This window comes from Pallidibacillus pasinlerensis (assembly GCF_009996845.1).
GTDB classification, from domain to species: Bacteria; Bacillota; Bacilli; order Bacillales; family Caldibacillaceae; genus Pallidibacillus; species Pallidibacillus pasinlerensis.
In genome coordinates, this window is sequence record NZ_JAACYS010000029.1 from 14,545 (window position 1) to 32,329 (window position 17,785).

General features: G+C 34.8%; 16 protein-coding genes and 1 pseudogene. 3 read left to right on the forward strand and 14 right to left on the reverse strand.

Going from position 1 to position 17,785, the window contains the following annotated elements; all coding sequences use genetic code 11:
* The first annotated feature begins 119 nt into the window (after positions 1 to 119).
* Positions 120 to 1,346: an MFS transporter gene (locus GW534_RS07815; protein WP_161920500.1), complete on the forward strand. Its 1,227-nt coding sequence runs from the start codon at positions 120 to 122 to the stop codon at positions 1,344 to 1,346.
* A gap of 120 nt (positions 1,347 to 1,466) precedes the next feature.
* Positions 1,467 to 1,853 carry a hotdog fold thioesterase gene (locus GW534_RS07820; protein WP_202630868.1) on the forward strand — a complete coding sequence of 129 codons (387 nt, stop codon included), beginning with the start codon at positions 1,467 to 1,469 and terminating at the stop codon, positions 1,851 to 1,853.
* 83 nt (positions 1,854 to 1,936) lie between these two features.
* Here the strand turns inward: GW534_RS07820 and GW534_RS07825 are convergent, their stop codons facing one another.
* From GW534_RS07825 to GW534_RS07860, 8 genes are all read right to left on the reverse strand, one after another.
* The gene (locus GW534_RS07825) at positions 1,937 to 2,125 is read right to left on the reverse strand and encodes a hypothetical protein (protein WP_161920502.1); all 189 of its coding nucleotides are present in this window, start codon (positions 2,123 to 2,125) and stop codon (positions 1,937 to 1,939) included.
* Between the two features lie 1,039 nt (positions 2,126 to 3,164).
* Positions 3,165 to 3,560: a monovalent cation/H(+) antiporter subunit G gene (mnhG, locus tag GW534_RS07830; protein ID WP_407670453.1), complete on the reverse strand. Its 396-nt coding sequence runs from the start codon at positions 3,558 to 3,560 to the stop codon at positions 3,165 to 3,167.
* Positions 3,553 to 3,831, reverse strand: coding sequence for a Na(+)/H(+) antiporter subunit F1 (locus GW534_RS07835; protein WP_161920488.1), 279 nt, complete (start codon positions 3,829 to 3,831; stop codon positions 3,553 to 3,555). The genes mnhG and GW534_RS07835 overlap by 8 nt, the downstream gene beginning before the upstream one ends.
* Positions 3,831 to 4,310, reverse strand: coding sequence for a Na+/H+ antiporter subunit E (locus GW534_RS07840; protein ID WP_161920489.1), 480 nt, complete (start codon positions 4,308 to 4,310; stop codon positions 3,831 to 3,833). The genes GW534_RS07835 and GW534_RS07840 overlap by 1 nt, the downstream gene beginning before the upstream one ends.
* A gap of 11 nt (positions 4,311 to 4,321) precedes the next feature.
* Complete coding sequence (locus GW534_RS07845; RefSeq protein WP_161920490.1) at positions 4,322 to 5,797, reverse strand: Na+/H+ antiporter subunit D; 1,476 nt, start codon at positions 5,795 to 5,797, stop codon at positions 4,322 to 4,324.
* Positions 5,790 to 6,128: a Na(+)/H(+) antiporter subunit C gene (locus tag GW534_RS07850; protein WP_161920491.1), complete on the reverse strand. Its 339-nt coding sequence runs from the start codon at positions 6,126 to 6,128 to the stop codon at positions 5,790 to 5,792. The genes GW534_RS07845 and GW534_RS07850 overlap by 8 nt, the downstream gene beginning before the upstream one ends.
* 1 nt (position 6,129) lies before the next feature.
* Complete coding sequence (locus GW534_RS07855) at positions 6,130 to 6,552, reverse strand: Na(+)/H(+) antiporter subunit B (RefSeq protein WP_161920492.1); 423 nt, start codon at positions 6,550 to 6,552, stop codon at positions 6,130 to 6,132.
* Complete coding sequence (locus GW534_RS07860) at positions 6,539 to 8,953, reverse strand: Na+/H+ antiporter subunit A (RefSeq protein ID WP_161920493.1); 2,415 nt, start codon at positions 8,951 to 8,953, stop codon at positions 6,539 to 6,541. The genes GW534_RS07855 and GW534_RS07860 overlap by 14 nt, the downstream gene beginning before the upstream one ends.
* Positions 8,954 to 9,115: 162 nt before the next feature.
* Between GW534_RS07860 and GW534_RS07865 the strand changes: the two genes are divergently transcribed.
* Complete coding sequence (locus GW534_RS07865; protein WP_161920494.1) at positions 9,116 to 9,796, forward strand: universal stress protein; 681 nt, start codon at positions 9,116 to 9,118, stop codon at positions 9,794 to 9,796.
* Positions 9,797 to 9,851: 55 nt separating this feature from the next.
* Here the strand turns inward: GW534_RS07865 and GW534_RS07870 are convergent, their stop codons facing one another.
* From GW534_RS07870 to nfsA, 6 genes and pseudogenes are all read right to left on the reverse strand, one after another.
* On the reverse strand, positions 9,852 to 10,418 hold the full coding sequence (locus tag GW534_RS07870) for a tyrosine-type recombinase/integrase (protein ID WP_161920495.1): 567 nt from the start codon (positions 10,416 to 10,418) through the stop codon (positions 9,852 to 9,854).
* A 168-nt stretch (positions 10,419 to 10,586) separates the two neighbouring features.
* Positions 10,587 to 11,540, reverse strand: coding sequence for an L-lactate dehydrogenase (locus GW534_RS07875; protein WP_161920496.1), 954 nt, complete (start codon positions 11,538 to 11,540; stop codon positions 10,587 to 10,589).
* 131 nt (positions 11,541 to 11,671) lie between these two features.
* Positions 11,672 to 12,389: pseudogene (locus GW534_RS07880) on the reverse strand (MFS transporter); the annotation flags it as partial.
* Between the two features lie 250 nt (positions 12,390 to 12,639).
* Positions 12,640 to 13,806 carry a sporulation protein YhbH gene (gene yhbH, locus GW534_RS07885; protein WP_161920497.1) on the reverse strand — a complete coding sequence of 389 codons (1,167 nt, stop codon included), beginning with the start codon at positions 13,804 to 13,806 and terminating at the stop codon, positions 12,640 to 12,642.
* Positions 13,807 to 14,301: 495 nt separating this feature from the next.
* Positions 14,302 to 16,197: a PrkA family serine protein kinase gene (locus GW534_RS07890; protein WP_161920498.1), complete on the reverse strand. Its 1,896-nt coding sequence runs from the start codon at positions 16,195 to 16,197 to the stop codon at positions 14,302 to 14,304.
* A gap of 612 nt (positions 16,198 to 16,809) precedes the next feature.
* On the reverse strand, positions 16,810 to 17,559 hold the full coding sequence (nfsA, locus tag GW534_RS07895; RefSeq protein WP_161920499.1) for an oxygen-insensitive NADPH nitroreductase: 750 nt from the start codon (positions 17,557 to 17,559) through the stop codon (positions 16,810 to 16,812).
* Positions 17,560 to 17,785 lie beyond the last annotated feature (226 nt).

Here is a 17,785-nt window from a genome sequence, read left to right on the forward strand (position 1 = left end):
CTTATCCCCCTTATACCGGGCTATACGCAAATATTTCGCGAGGCTAAACAGTTTATTTATTCTGACAAAAAAGCTATACTATTATTTAGTAATACGAAATATTTATAGAAGGTGATATTATCAATTCTGACAAACGAAACTTGCTCATTATGTGGATTGCCAACTTTTTAGTTTCTTCGAGTATTACAATGATTATGCCATTTTTATCTCTCTACATTGATTCTTTTGGAGATTATAGCACGGAATATGTAACAAAATGGGCAGGTTTAATCTTCGGTGTTACATTTTTAACAGCGTTTATTTTTTCACCAATATGGGGACGTATCGGGGATAAGTATGGTTTTAAACCAGTTTTACTACTTACGGGCTTTGGGATATCTGCAAGCCTCTTTTTAATGGGTTTAATGAGTTCCGTTTATGAACTATTCTTCTTACGCTTTTTCATGGGGATAGTAACAGGATTTATTCCGCTCTCCCTTGCCATGATATCGAAACAAACGCCAAAAAAGAAAGTCGGCGAAGTGTTAGGCATTTTACAAACGGGAGGAGTTACTGGTACATTATTCGGTCCATTAATTGGTGGTCTACTTGCTGATGCCGTAGGATTTCAATTTACCTTTATTTATACATCCATTACGATTTTCATCGCTTCTCTATTTGTTATTTTTGGTGTCAAAGAAAAGAAAGTTTCCACTGAAAAGAAAGCAAAACAAAAACACTATTCTAGTAGAGAAGTATTAAGTTTAATATTACACAATAAAGTGCTACTTTCTGTCATGATTATCTCGCTACTCACACAAGTAGCCGTCATGTCGATTCAACCACTGCTTGCTGTATACGTTAATATACTAGCAGATACAAATAACGTTGCATTACTTGCCGGACTCACCTTCTCCGCAACGGGCTTCGGAAATTTAATTGCGACAAGGAAATGGGGAAAACTCGGCGATCGCATCGGTTACGAAAAAGTTATTATGATGCTACTTATAGGTGGCGCCATTGTCTTTATACCTCAAGCATTAGTAACATCCTTATGGCAACTCATTTTATTACGATTTTTATTCGGAATGGCAATTGGTGGAATTATTCCATGTATGACAGCATATATTCGACAGGTAGCACCAGTTGAAATTCAAGGTGAAGTGAACGGATATAATGTGAGTTTCCGATTTTTAGGAAATGTGTTAGGACCAACATTAGGTGGCTTTGTCTCAGGTATCATTGGGATTTCTTCTGTGTTTTTTGTCACAAGCGCTATTTTATTTATCGCTTTTGTAATATTAATTTGGTCGGTGAAAAATGAAGAAAGGGAAGAGGAGCAGCAACGCTTAAGTACAACACACTAAATCTATCAAGAGTGCTAGTTACAATTCATCTAGTACTCTTTTTTCATTGACAAAAAGAGGAAAACGAAATAAATAATAGAATAATATATTTAAATAAAAAACTCTGGAGGAGTTGAAATAATGGTTCCAAACACACTAATTGAAGCATTAGGAATTGAAGTCGTTACATTAGAAGAAGGTTATGTTAAAGCGACAATGCCGGTTGATGGAAGAACGAGACAACCCCTTGGCTATTTACATGGCGGTGCATCAGTCGCCTTAGCTGAAACCGTTGCAAGTGTCGGTGCATTTCATCTTATTGATCAAGAAAAAGAAGCTACCTTTGGTCTCGAAATTAATGCCAACCACGTCCGCTCCAAACGAGATGGAATCGTAACAGCAGAAGGTCATGTACTTCACCGTGGCCGTACGACACAAATTTGGGAAATTAAAATTAAAGATGAAAATGATAAATTAATTTGTGTTTCAAGATGTACAATGGCGGTTGTACCGAGACGGGCTGAATAATTCATCTTTAAACAGGTTAAAAAGCACCCGGTCTATAATGACAAGGTGCTTTTTTAATATAAATGACGGATCTCATCAGCATTTTACCAATAATAAGGATAACCACCATAAAACGGACTATAAAATGGCGGGTATACGGCATATGGTGGATAGAATGGTCTCGGTGGACCAAAAAGTGCGCTACCTAAGAAACCTCCTAGTAACCCTCCAATAAAAGGGCCCGGTCCAAAGAACAAACGTCTATCACCCCAAGGTACTCTTCTTTGATGCATCACTAAGGCTACCTCCTTCGTACTTTTTGAAAGCAAAGAAATTTGCACTTTTTAAGGCAAAAATCTTGGATATATATGTGCATATCCTTGCTATATTACTTAGTATGCGAAGGTAGCCCTTTTCGCATGGGCATTTGTTGGGGTTCACAAATTAAATCATTCAACGCTCATACGAAACGACCATAGCTAAATTGAAAACAATGTAAAAATCCAATTCAAATGTGTCATTAAACCTTGATAATCATTCCCTAAATCTTCTGGGAATTTAACAGTAATGTCTGAAAAAGTGTTTATATGAGAGCTATGTAAACAGATCTTGCGCTGGTTTGTCTGAAGATGCGGTTATATGAGCCAGCTATAAACAGATCTTGCGCTGGTTTGTACGAAGTAGTGGTTATATGAGCCGGATGTAAACAGATCTTTCGTAGTTTCTTGTGAAGAAGTGTTTATATGAGGGGGCTATAAACAGTTCTTTCGGTGTTTTGCGTAAAGAAGTGGTTATATAAGAGCTCTGTAAACAGTTCCTTCGTTGTTTTGTCTGAAGATGTGGTTATATGAGAGCTCTGTAAACAGTTCCTTCGTTGTTTTGTCTGAAGATGTGGTTATATGAGAGCTCTGTAAACAGTTCCTTCGCTGTTTTGTCTGAAGATGTGGTTATATAAGAGCTCTGTAAACAAATCCTTCGCTGTTTTGTCTGAAGATGTGGTTATATAAGAGCTCTGTAAACAGATCCTTCGCTGTTTTGTCTGAAGATGTGGTTATATGAAGGTTCTGTAAACAGATCTTTCGTAGTTAACTCTAGTTGTTCAGTTTTACCACTCTAAATCTCTACCATTTCATTTCTCGAACTCACTTATTTTCCCCTTAAATATTGTTTCTCCTGTTGAATCCGTAATGGTTAAATCTAAAGCTTCATACAATTTATCCGATCCAGCTTTTTTATATGTTCTATTAGCTCTCTATAAAGAACGGCACCCATCCTTCCAATAAAAAAGACATAAAGATAAGATTTTTCTCCTTACCCTTATGTCCTCAATTATTAATCTTCTACCTGTACCGTAGTTTCTTCCACCACGACACTTTTCTTCTTATAATCTGGATGTAGTTCGTAATATTCTTTTAACTCATCTTCTACCATCGTATCTGCCACAGGTGCGTTATTTCGGTAAGCAGCTCGGCAAATAACATGGGCTGCAACGGGTGCTGTTAAAAAGACGAAGAAGATTCCAAGTATTAAACGTATACTAAAATAACCATCAGACATTAAAAAGAACAATAAAGTCCCGGTTAAAACACATAAAACACCTAAAGTTGAACTTTTTGACGCAGCGTGGGATCTCGTATAAACATCCGGTAACCTTACGAGACCAACAGCTGCTAATAAACTAATGACCGAACCAATTAAAATAAAGATTGCTGTAATTATTTCAGTTATCCCGTTCAATTACAACACTCCTTTCAATAAACCGAGCAAAGGCAATTGTGCCAATAAATGAAAGGATACCAATTAATAACATCAAATCAAAAAATGCTCGTGTATGAAATAAAACAGAAAAAATACCGATACTTGCAATTAAATTAATCCCAACTGAATCCAAAGCTTGAATCCGGTCCGCACTAGTAGGGCCTTTTACAACCCGATATAAATTTAATAAAATCGTCAACGCTAAAAGGCAAAGTGATATAAATAAAACTGTTTTAAACATTATCTTCTCGTCACATCCTTAATGGCCTTTTCAAATAAAGCCTTAGATTTCATGACTGATTCTTTAGACTCCGGCATATGGAGGGCATGAACATATAAATTTTTATGGTCTGGAGTGACATCCATAACGACAGAGCCTGGTGTTAAACAAATTAATAACGATATCAATGTAATTTCTAAATCACTTCGAAGATCCGTTTCAACTTTGAAAATAGCTGGTCTTACATGTACTTTTGGACGAATTACATGTTTTAAAACAAAAATGGCCGACGTGATTAATTCCCATATAAAGATTAAAAATAACTTAACAATCGCGATAAATGTAAATATATAAAATGACTGTTTAAAAAATCTACGCATACAAAATAAAATAAACAATCCGACAAAGTACCCACTCAAGAAGTTTAAAAAGTTCATTTCATCTTGAAGGAACATCCATAAATAAGCGATAAATATATTTACTAAAACTTGATAAGCCACTCTGTCACCCCCTACTTCAATACCGCATCTATATAAAGACTTGGATTTAACAACTGTTCTGCTGCTTCAGCAACATAAACTTGAATACCTTCCGCACCTAAACCCAATGCCAAACTGAAGATTAATAGTAATGCTATCGGAAAAATAAGACCCTTCGTCGAACCTTTTTCCTCTTCTTCTGTTAAAATTGTTTCACCCCAGAACGCATTCATGAACAATTTGATCATCGAAAATAGAATGAATAAACTTGCCAGTAATCCAATCCCACCAAGCCAGAAATATCCAATTTCAAATGTGCCTTGGGTGATGAAAACTTTACCGAGAAATCCGCTCAATGGAGGAATCCCCACCATCGATAATGCTCCAATAAAAAACATCCAGCCAAGGGCAGGGTGACGACGAATTAAACCACTTATCTCTCTTAAATTACTCGTTCCTGTAAGTAAAATAATCGTTCCTCCGATTAAAAAGACGAGTGCCTTAATAATCATGTCATGAATTAAATAATAGATAGAACCCATTAAACCAGCTTCCGTCATCGAAACTAGTCCGGCAACAATAAAACCAACACTAATAATGACATTATAGGTCAATATTTTACGAACATCCATAAACCCTGCTGCACCTAAGGCACCGAGGATCATCGTAACCGCTGCGAGAATCCCAATAATTAAATGAGTTACTTGTGGTTCATGATAAAAGATAAGTGTAAACATGCGGAAAATCGCATAAATCCCAACTTTAGTTAATAGAGCTGCAAAAATTGCCGCAATGGCTGTCGGTGGTACACTATAAGACCCTGGAAGCCAAAAGAACAGTAATAATCCTGCCTTTAGACTAAATACAATTAAAAATAGTAGTGCAACGGTCGTAATGAGGCCGTCTTGACCCGCTTCGGCAATTCTGCTTGATAAATGGGCTAAGTTCAGTGTGCCTGTTATGGAATAAAGGTACGCAACACCAAACAAGAAAAATGCCGATGACACGATATTAGTAAACACATATTTTAATGATTCCCGGAGTTGCTTTTTCCCTCCGCCTAAAGAAATCAATACATAAGAAGCAAGTAAAAACACTTCAAAGAAGACGTATAAGTTAAATAAGTCCCCAGTTAAAAAGGATCCATTTACCCCAACAATTAAAAATAAAAATAACGGATAAAAATACAATTTTTCGTTTTTCTCACCAATGGAACGAAACGCATAAATTAAACAACAAAACGCTACGATACAAGTGGTAAGAACGAGTAAAACACTAAACATATCCCCAACAAAACTAATCCCAAACGGAGCTTCCCAACCACCGAGTTGCAACGTTTGAATTCCGTCATCAAGAATTTGATTCATAATGTTGAGCGTTATTAGTCCACTTGCTGCAATTGCAAATAAACTAAGCGCTCTTTGTAAAATAATATTTTTTGGAAAGATAATCAGTACCATTCCAACAATAAGTGGAATGATGACTGGCATTATTAATAAATTATTCATATTCATTTCCCCTTAACTTTTCCATATCATCAGTTCCATTAACTTTGAAGGAACGGTAACTTAACACTAATACAAAGGCTGTAACAGCAAAGTTGATTACTATCGCTGTTAAAATTAAGGCTTGTGGTAAAGCATCTGTAAAACCGACTTTACCTTCACCTAATAATGGTGCATTTCCAGTTTTTAAACCACCAGAAGTAATAATTAATAAGTTGACAGAGTGGCTAATGAGTGAAGATCCAAGAACAATACGCAGTAACTGTCTTGATAAAAGTAAATACGTTCCAATAGTCACTAAAATCCCGATGACAATTGCTATTACAAATTCCATATTACCGATCCTCACTTATACTTAAGATGATATTCACCGCTGTACCAATAACAGCTAAGGCAACTCCTGTATCAAAAATTAATGCAGAAGTTAGTTCAGTTTCACCGAAAACAGGTAATTCGAAATACCCGAAGGCTTGTGTTAAAAATTCCTTACCAAACACAACCCCTCCGAGCCCTGTACATACGGCAAGTAAAACTCCGATTGCTGTTAATTTTTTAAAATCGATTCGAATATTTTCCCGAACCTTTTCAATATCAAAAGCAAGGTAAAGGAGGACGATGGCCGCTGCGGTGCTCAACCCTCCAATAAAACCACCACCAGGATTATGGTGTCCGTTCATAAATAAATAAACCGAAAAAGTAAAAATAATCACAACCGCTACTTTCGTAACACTTTGTAATATAACATCATTTGGTTTCATTAGATTGTTCCCTCCTTCTTGAACCTTGACGAATTAATACATAAACACCTAATCCGGCAATTGCTAATACGGATATTTCTAACATCGTATCAAAACCACGGAAATCAACTAAAATGGCATTTACGATATTTTTGGCTCCCGCAAGTTCATAAGATTTCTCAAAGAAATAAGATATGGGCTCGAACACTTTATGACCAAAGGCAGCCAATGCGAGAATTGTCACCGTTGCTCCCATAGCTAATGAAATAATTAGATTTGTTAATTTGAATGAGATTTTCCCAATATTTTTCTTTAACTTTGGCAAGTGATAGAAACATAATAGGAATAAAACGGTTGTAACTGTTTCTACGACAAATTGCGTTAACCCTAAATCTGGTGCTTGGAATAAAACGAAGAACATTGAAACGAAATAACCAATCGCACCAAGAGTTACAATTGCTGTAATGCGATGACTTGTAAACAACACAACGAACGCTGCTAAAACAATACCAATAACAATGGCTATATCAAACAATTCGATTGGTGCAAATTTGGAAAAGTCAAATTGGAATCCGTATAAAGTTATAAAAGAACCCATTAGTAAAAGTACAAAAAACGCAAAAATATAAACTAAATATTGACGAAGTGAACCCGTCATATAACGATTTGTAACATTTTGCGAAAACTGCTCCGTTCCTGCTAGGCTTTGATCATAAAAATGATTCAATGTTAGCCTGTATGGATAGTTGTTAAATAGTTTAACCCAACCTTTTAATGTCTTATAAAGTAAAATTCCTACAACAACAACGCCAATTGTCATCCATAATTCAAGATTAACTCCATGCCAAGCGGAAATATGAAAATCACTAGCGTTAATTTGCATCATCGGTAATACAGCAGCTAATGCAGGAATTAATATATACTCACCTAAAACATTCGGGAAGAAGAACACTAGTACAACAATTAACCCTAAAATAATAGGTGATACTAGCATCCCAAACGGTGCTTCATGAACTTTCCTCGTTAACTTCTCTGGACGAAACTTTCCTGTAAATGTTTTAAAAACTAAAATCATACAATAAACGAATGTAAATACACTAGCGACCCATGCGATGATTGGGAATAATAAGCCGAATTGTTCAAGTCCAAAAACGCCTGCATTTGCCACATCATTTACACCCGCAAAAAACATTTCTTTACTTAAAAAACCGTTGAATGGTGGTAATCCAGCCATAGAAAAGGCGCCAATAACAGCGATTGTGAATGTAATTGGCATCACATGCATTAACCCGCCTAGACGTCTAATGTCACGGGTACCTGTTTCATGGTCAACGATACCGACAACCATAAATAAACTTCCTTTAAACGTTGAGTGGTTAAATAAATGGAATATGGCAGCAAATGTTGCCGCTGAAAAAAGGATGCCATTTTCACTTTGCCCAAAGTAAACCGCTAAAGATCCAATCCCTAATAAGCTCATAACTAAACCTAATTGGCTAATTGTAGAAAAGGCAAGTAGAGCCTTTAAATCCGTTTGTCTAATTGCATTAAACGAACCATAGAATAAAGTAACGATTCCCACACCAGCTACAAGCCAGAACCAAGATGCACTGCCAGCAAATATCGGTGTTAATCTTGCAACAAGATAAATCCCTGCTTTAACCATTGTTGCAGAATGCAAATAGGCACTGACAGGTGTTGGTGCTTCCATCGCATCTGGTAACCAAATGCTAAATGGAAATTGTGCAGATTTCGTAAAAGCACCGAGTAATACAAGAACGAGCGCTGTTATAAATAAACTATGGTTAGTAATTTCGCCAACATTCGCAATCATTTCCCTGATACTGTACGTTTCAGCCATTAAAATAAGCATAATAAAACCAGCTAGCATTGCTAGTCCACCAAATACTGTTATAAGTAATGACTTTAAGGCTCCGTAACGGGAGTTTTTCCGTTCAAACCAATAACCAATTAGTAAGAAGGATGATATACTTGTTAATTCCCAGAATCCATAAAGTATTAAAATATGATCTGAGAAGACAAGCCCTAACATTGCCCCCATAAACATTAATAAATAAATATAAAAATTATGTAACTCTTCCCGTTCCTTTGATAAATAATAAATGGAATAAAGAATTACAAGGGTTCCAACGCCGGAAATGAGTAATCCAAATAGGAGACCAAGGCCGTCAATATAAGTGGTGATATTAATATTTAATGACGGAATCCAAGGGAGTATGTATTCTCGTGTGTCACCTTTTGCAACAATTGGTATATATTGGAGCAAATAGAGAAAGATGGTTAACGGAACAAATAAAACGAACCACCCTGTATGAATGCGCTTATTTATGTATTTAAATAAAAACGGAACTATAATTGCAAATAGAAATGGTAAAAATAGTATTATGTAGAACGAATTCAAAATCAGCCCTCCTAAGTAACTGGATTTTCTCAAAAATTTTTCTGTAACCGCATAAATCAAACGTATATTTTAGAATTGAATTGACTCTTTGTGTGACATACGATATAGTCTTACATAGTTTAATAGAGACTCTTACTATTATGCCTGAGGTGAATTGTTTTTATGACAAGCATGTATAATGAAAGCATTCTCGTCTGTGTTTATTATGGTCCAAATGGTGAAAGACTTATCAAGCGTGGTTGTAAGCTTGCCAAAATGATAAAGGCTCCTTTATATATTTTAACCATCGATCATAAACCATTCGATGAACTGGATGCCGAAAAAGTTTTTTATATTGAACAATGGAAAAAGCTCGCCGATGAACATAAAGATGCACACTTTATTATGAAAGACAACGAAAAACGTCCCGTTTCTAAAGTGATTGCAGAAGTTGCACGCAAAAAAAATGTGACGCAAATTGTTCTCGGGCAAACTGCGCAAAGTCGCTGGCAACAAATTACAAAAGGTTCAATTATCAATGATTTATTACATGATATTCCTTTTGTTGATTTGCATATAATTTCCGTTGCTCGTTACATTCGCAATGATGAAGGTATATATGAAAAAGGTGTACGTGCTTACCTCATCAAAGACGGTAATCAATATAAATTGAGCTTTAATCATACGAAAGATTCCGAATACGAAGGTATCTTTTTTAAAGAAATTGGAACGGATTTTGACAATGGGTTATTCCGCTTCATGAAAGGTACAGAAACCCTTCAAGTTCAAGTTAGTGATGGAATTGTCACTGATTTTACAAATGTTGATGTTAGTTCTGCGATGAGTTTAAATGAAGAAGATTAATATTCGTTAAAATAACCATGATAGCTGTCCAGCATAAATTATGCTGGATAGTTTTTTATAGGTTTACATCTACTTTTATTGGTAATTTATCATTTTTCTCAATTCCAATGTACTTTAAAGTTTCTGCTGTTGAATTGTGATTAAATATTGATTTTATTAAAGAAATCGCCACGCCTTTATAGTATGCATGGTAACCGAATGTTTTTCTTAAAGTTGTTGTTCCTATTTTTTCAGAAATCCCGACCTCTTTAGCAGCATTATTTATAATGCGATAGGCTTGTTGCCGTGTGATTGGTTGGTTATGATTTTTCTTCGATTTAAAAAGATAATCATCACTTTCACATTCATTTTTCGACAAGTATTCTAATAATGCTTCTTCAACTTTACTATTCAAATAAAAAGTTTTTACTTCACCAGTTTTCTCGTCTATAATCTCTAGGAATTCACTCATCTTCGTTCCATCCCAAATATCGGATACTTTTAAATTTAGTAGATCATTGAGTGAAATCCCTGTATTGATGCCGAGTACAAACAATAATAGGTCCCTTGTTGAATGACTTCCAATGACCCTTTTCATTTTTTGGATAGTTTCAATATCCCGTATTGGATTGACATATTCCACGAAGAAACCCCTCCGTTAATGTTACTAAAATAAAGTATAACATCATTTGTGTAACATAACAAAACTTTTTTACGATAAAATTTTATTTTTTTAACATTTTTTTCTACGCAAATTTGCAAAAAAAGTCCTTCTTTCACTGAAATTAAGTGAAGAAAGACTTTTTCTTTTTTAAGAATTCAATTGTAAATCTTTTATTATATCTTTAAGTGTATTTACAGAGTGAGAAAATTTCTCCTGTTCCTCATCATCTAGATTCATCTCAATGATTGTTTTTATACCATTACGCGTCACAACAGCTGGAACACCGATAAACACATCTTCATGTCCATATTCACCATCTAAATAAGTAGATATAGTTACGACGGAATGCTCATCACCTAATACCGCTTTCGTTAAACGTACAAGTCCCATGGCAATTCCGTAATAGGTAGCTCCTTTTTTCTCAATAATTTCATAAGCTGCATTACGTACATGTATAAATATATCATCTAAATCTTCTTTTTTATATTGTGGATTCTTTGCCATCCATTCTTTAATCGGAACAACTCCAATGCTAGAATTACTCCAAACTGGAAGTTCGGAATCACCGTGTTCCCCAATGATATACGCATGAATATTTCTCGTATCTATATTAAAATAATGACCAAGCATATAACGAAAGCGTGCAGTATCTAGAATTGTACCAGAACCAATGATTCGCTCCTTCGGAAGACCTGAAAATTTCCATGTTGCATATGAAAGAATATCTACTGGATTCGCCGCAACAAGGAAAATCCCATTGAAACCACTCTCCATAATCTCGCCAACGATTTCTTTATAAATTGCAGTATTTTTCTCAGCAAGATCAAGTCTTGTTTCACCAGGCTTTTGTGGTGCTCCTGCTGTTAAGACAACGATATCGGCATTTTTACATTCAGAATAGTCCCCAGAACGTATTTTCAAATGAGAAGGAGCGAAAGGAAGACCGTGATTTAAGTCCATCGCATCCCCTTCAGCTTTATTTTTATTCACATCAATAAGTACAAGTTCACCTTGGATACCTTGATTTAATAAGGCAAAAGCATAACTCGAACCTACTGCACCTGTTCCTACCAAAACAATTTTATTAATTTCTTTTTGCATTATGTATTATCCTACTAAAACAGATTTATTTTATTTTTCCCTTTTTTTCATCTTAATCATCTTTTTTTATGATGGCAAAGAAATCTTCATATTATTTATTTGTGAAAGACTTCACATATAATATAACAAAATTGGATTGTGTGTAATGGTAAAAATGCAGCGATACTGCCAAAGGTTGCTGTTATAAACAGAACTAAAATGGACGGATCTAAAGCTCCTTTTTCATATAAATCCCATTTAACACGGGTTTGATATTCTACTGGCTTTTTCGGAAGCAAGACTTAAAGCAAGTATTCCCAAACCTGCACAAAGTAAAAATAACCAAAAATATGAAATGTGGTCTACAAGTAAAAGACCTAAGGACGGGCCAGCAGCTAATGCAATATTTCCGGAAAGACCAAAATAACCAATCCCTTCCCCCCTTCTTGAAGAAGGAATTATATCTGTCACAATTGTACCCGTTGCAGTCGTAGATAACCCCCATCCGATTCCTTGAATGATTCTCATAACAAATAAAAAGAGAATTCCTGTCGCAATGCTAGAAGATCCTATTGAAAGAATAAAAATACTTAAGCCTGTTAAAAATACCATTCTCCTTCCCCTTGTTTCTAACCAATGTCCAGCAAAGGGGCGAATAATCAATGCAGAAAAGGTAAAAATCCCTATTATAAAACCGATAAATTGCTCGTTTCCACCTAAGTATGTAACAAATAAAGGGATTGTTGGTAACGTTATTTGAAAGGATAAAAAGATAAATAAATTTGCCACACAAATAAGAACGAAATCTTTCGTCCATATTTTTTTCTTTATTACTGTTTGTCTTTCTCCTGACACCTCTAACTTCGCCATTGGAATCCTTCCCTTAAAAAATGTTCTCATTAAAATAAAAATAATACACTAGCTATGTTAATATTTGACCGAAAAACATTTTCAAAATAATATAAATTAATATTCAAATTTTTATAAAATATTTAGATTTGCTTTTACAATACAGTGAAAAGGGGCTATTTGCAAGAGATTAATTCCGAATTAGTTTTGTAGTTAAATAAACACCTGCCATTAAAACGACAGGTGTTCAATAAGACAAATTGATATATTATTAAGCCAATGATTCTTCCTTTTTGTTACTAAAGAAATGCTTCATTGCATAAAACACATCTGGTTTTTGTCGAAGCACATGGTAACGGAATCGTTCATCATCAATATTTCGATACGCAGACATTAACGTACTATGACGATTATATTGGTTTACTTCTCCATAACAGAACATATTGGATAAATCCATCAATTCATTAACAAGTTTCACACATCGTGGATTATCGGATGTTAAATTATCACCATCGGAGAAATGGAATGGGTAAATGTTATACTGGCTTGGAGAGTATTTTTGATGGATTAATTCGATTGCTTTCCGATAAGCTGAGGAACAAATGGTTCCACCACTTTCTCCTTTCGAGAAAAATTCCTCTTCCGTAACAACTTTTGCTTCTGTATGATGTGCAATAAATTCAATTTCAACCTTTTCATATTTTGTTCTAAGGAACCGAGTCATCCAGAAGAAAAAGCTTCTTGCCATATACTTTTCCCAAATCCCCATCGAACCACTTGTATCCATCATCGCTAAGACGACAGCCTTTGATTCGTAGCGAATTTTTTCATTCCAAGTTTTAAACTTCAAATCTTCTGGATAAATTGGGTGGAAACTTGGATTTCCTTTTAATGCATTTCGTTTAAAGGCGGAGATTAATGTTTTCTTTTTATCAATATTGCCCATTAATCCTGTTTTACGAATATCATTAAATTCAATATCTTCAACGATTAATTCATGATCGTCTTTCTTTTGTAAGTTAGGAAGTTCTAATTCTTTGAAAAATGCTTCTTCTAATTCAGCTAAAGACACTTCCGCTTCATAATAATCTTCACCTGGTTGATCGCCCGCTCCTGGTCCTTGACCTGCACCCGGCTGGGCAGAACCATCTCGAGCAACAACATCACCAACGTTACTGTCCCCATCCCCTTGGCCAACATGTTTATTTTTATCATAGTTATAACGAATTTTATACTCATCTAACGAACGGATTGGGATTTTAACGACCTTTTTTCCATCAGATAAAATAATATTCTCTTCGGATACTAAATCTGGCAAGTTCTTCTTAATGGCCTCTTGCACTTTTTCTTTGTGCCTTTGTTGGTCTTCATGGCCTTTTCGATGGAGGGACCAATCCTCTTGAGAAATTGTAAACTGATGTTTATTCATACTATTCATCTTTTTCCCTCCTTTAACTTTTAGTCACAACTTCCAAACCTTTGCATATGATATACTGTGTGTCTACATAAAGAATAAAACTACAAACATGCTAGACACAAATGGATTCACAAAAACATTTTGGACAAGTAGAACGTCAATAGTAATTAAAATCAAAATACAAATCGTCATCCTTGCTTTTAGAAATAATTAACCTTCACTTATTCGTTCAATCTATTGGCATCTTCCATTTACTAGTAAAAAATAATAGCTTTTCTGTATTACTTTATACTATGCAGAGAAAGAGTAAAAATTTACTGTAAGCAAATTTTTATATAAGAAAAGACTCGCCCTTTGGCATGTATTGTGACAAAACCAAATACGCAAGTCGTACATATTTGTTTATAAATATAAATTTTTAATTATTATTAAAAAATAGTCGATGAAAACTCATCGACTATTTTATTTTAAAACTTTAATTCTAAATTTTTTCTCATAATTATGTGGCTTTTCACATTATCGATTCAATAGACTTCCAACATAACGTAATAATTCATTAGCTGATGTAGAATTGTAACCATATTCATCAATGAGACGCGCCACCACTTCATTAATTTTCTTCAATTGTTGCTCGTCTGGCGTTTTTGTTGATGTTGTAATTTTTACGACATCCTTCAAATCTGCAAACAGTTTTTTCTGAATCGCTTCACGTAAACGGCCATGGGAATTATAGTCAAAACGCTTGCCTTTCCGAGCATATGCAGAAATACGAATTAAAATTTCTTCACGAAATGCTTTTTTCGCATTTTCAGATATACCAATTTGTTCTTCAATGGAACGCATTAATTTCTCATCTGGATTAATTTCTTCGCCAGTTAGCGGATCCCTTAATTTCGATTTATTACAATAAGCCTCCACGTTATCTAAATAGTTATCCATTAATGTTTTCGCTGATTCCTCATAAGAATATACGAATGCTTTTTGAACTTCCTTTTTCGCAATTTCATCGTATTCTTTACGAGCTAAACTAATAAAGTTTAAATATTTTTCTTTTAATTCATCCGTAATGGATGGGTGTTGGTCAAGACCATCTTTTAAGGATCGAAGTACATCTAGAGCATTGATACTGTTTACCCCTTTGCGAATAATTGTTGAAGATATTCTATTGATGACATAACGCGGGTCAATACCACTCATTCCTTCATCCGAATATTCTTTTTTCAATTCTTCAACATCCATTTGACTAAATCCTTCGACAATCTGCCCGTCGTATAGACGCATCTTTTTAATTAAATCAACATCGCCACGTTTTGGTTCTTTTAATCGTGTTAAAATTGTAAACATCGCAGCGATTTTTAATGTATGTGGTGCAATATGAACATCCGCAACATCACTTTCACGAATCATTTTTTCATAAATTTTTTCTTCCTCGGAAACTTTTAAGTTATAAGGAATTGGCATTACAATAATCCTTGAATGGAGAGCTTCATTTTTCTTATTCGAAATAAAGGAGCGGTATTCAGTTTCGTTTGTGTGGGCCACAATCAGCTCATCGGCTGAAATTAACGCAAACCTGCCAGCTTTGAAATTCCCTTCTTGGGTGAGTGACAGTAAATGCCATAAAAACTTTTCATCCAACTTTAACATTTCTTGGAATTCCATCATACCCCGGTTCGCCTTATTTAATTCACCGTCAAATCGGTATGCTCGTGGGTCTGATTCTGATCCGTATTGGGCAATGGTTGAAAAGTCAATACTACCAGTTAAATCTGCAATATCTTGTGATTTCGGATCGGACGGGCTGAAAGTACCAATACCAACTCGGCGGTCTTCTGAGAAAAAGATTCGCTCGACTAACACATCTTCAATCCGTCCATTATATTCTTCTTCTAACCGCATCATATTAAGCGGTGATAAATTCCCTTCAATCCGTATTCCATATTCTTGATAAAAATCTTCCCTTAAATGAGGGGGGATGAGATGGAGTGGATCCTCATGCATCGGACAACCTTTAATTGCAAAAACCGCTCCACGTTCCGTTCTTGTATATTGCTCTAAGCCGCGCTTTAATAATGTAACTAATGTTGATTTACCACCACTTACAGGTCCCATTAATAAAAGTATTCTTTTTCTAACATCTAATTTTTTTGCTGCAGGATGAAAATATTCTTCAACTAAACGTTCCAAAGCTTCTTCTAAACCGAATAATTCATGACTAAAAAACCGATATTTCTTTCCTGATTCTGTTTCTTCTACACCTGCATCCTTAATCATATTATAAATACGTGAATGAGCAGACTGGGCAATCCAAGGTTTTTCCTTTAATAATTCTAAGTAATCCGCAAACGTGCCTTCCCACTTTAACTTTTCTTCTTCCTCGCGGAACCGAGCAATTTTATCTAAAATTCCCATATAGAACCTCCTCTTTTCAATTCGTCAGGAACACCGTAACATTCACAATACTCCAGTAATCTTAGCAACGATACATGAAACAATAGAGGTTGCTAAGAGCTTTTCTTAACTAAACTTATATGAACATGCATGACAAAAAATGATTAATCTGAGATAAAAATTATTTTGTTTAATTGGGAATGGTAATATATAGAATTTTCTATAGAAAAAGAAAATATAAAATGTTATAGTATATTTACACACTTATTAATCTAAAGCATTATTAATGAAAGTTTTTATAGGGATAGTTTTAAATGTTGAGGTGAAATTTTTAGATTCGGCCAAAATGTGCAGTAACATTTAGGGAGGGATTTAATTGGAAACTTTTCTAATTATAGTTGTAGCACTTGCATTTCTAGTGGCAATTTTCACTGCAGGATATGAGGATAAGCCAAAGGATTTTGATCAGATTAAATAATTGACACGTCTTGATTATGGTTAAAATCGCACATTAATTATGTAAAAAACTTTTTACCTACAAAGATGTACATATATGTAAATAGAGCTACCCTAATTGTTATTGTATCGTTGGGTAGCTCTAGAAAAAATCAGAGCACTATTGAAATGCTCTTTTTACCGTTTATTTAAGCCTTGATTTTTCACATAATCTTGCATGTACATTCGACTTTGTTTTTCAAAGGTTTTAGCAACCTGACTTGTCCAAGTATCGTTTCGTTTTCCATTTGTTCGCTTAATATAATATTCTTGAACGGTTTTATTATAGTCTTCTAATTGATTAATGTATTCAGACTCATTTTGTTGATAGCCATTTTCACTATAAACATGCTCTAATGGTAATCGCGGCTTTTGTTGATTAATTTTTACAGGATAACCAACAACCATTCCGAATAAAGGAATCACTCGACTTGGAATGTCTAATATTTCGTTTACTGCATTTAAATCATTTCGTATACCACCAATATAACAAATTCCAAGTCCCATTGATTCTGCAGCTAATGCGGCATTTTGCGCAGCAATCGTCGCATCGATTACACTAACCATAAATTTCTCTGTACTTTCAATTGATGGAATAACATCGCTCTTCTCCATTTCACCGATTACTTCATGACGATGTAAGTCAGCACAAAAGACGAATAAATGCCCACAATCAGCCACATACATTTGATTTCCTGCAATTTCAGCTAATTGTTTCTTTTTCTTATAATCAGTCACACCGATAATTGAAAATGCTTGTACATAACTTGATGTTGAGCCAGCTTGTGCACAACGAACAATAGTTTCAATCTGTTCTTTTGTTAAAGGACGATTTTCGAATTTTCTTACAGATCGATGCGCTAAAATTGTTTCTACGACTTTATTCATGTAGTCTCCCCCTTGTTATCTCACTATAATTTTAGTTAAACAAAGGTTTATTTATAATGCAAGGAGAAAACATTTGTGGAATCTTCGTTTCAGATTGGATTTTTTATATTTAGCTAATAGTGTTCGTATAAAAAAGTGCTTCGGCATATTTCTGAATTTCGGCTTTTTGGTATTTGTAAAAGACAGTTCTTAGCATTGGGCTTTGAACTTTGTCCTTTACCCTAAC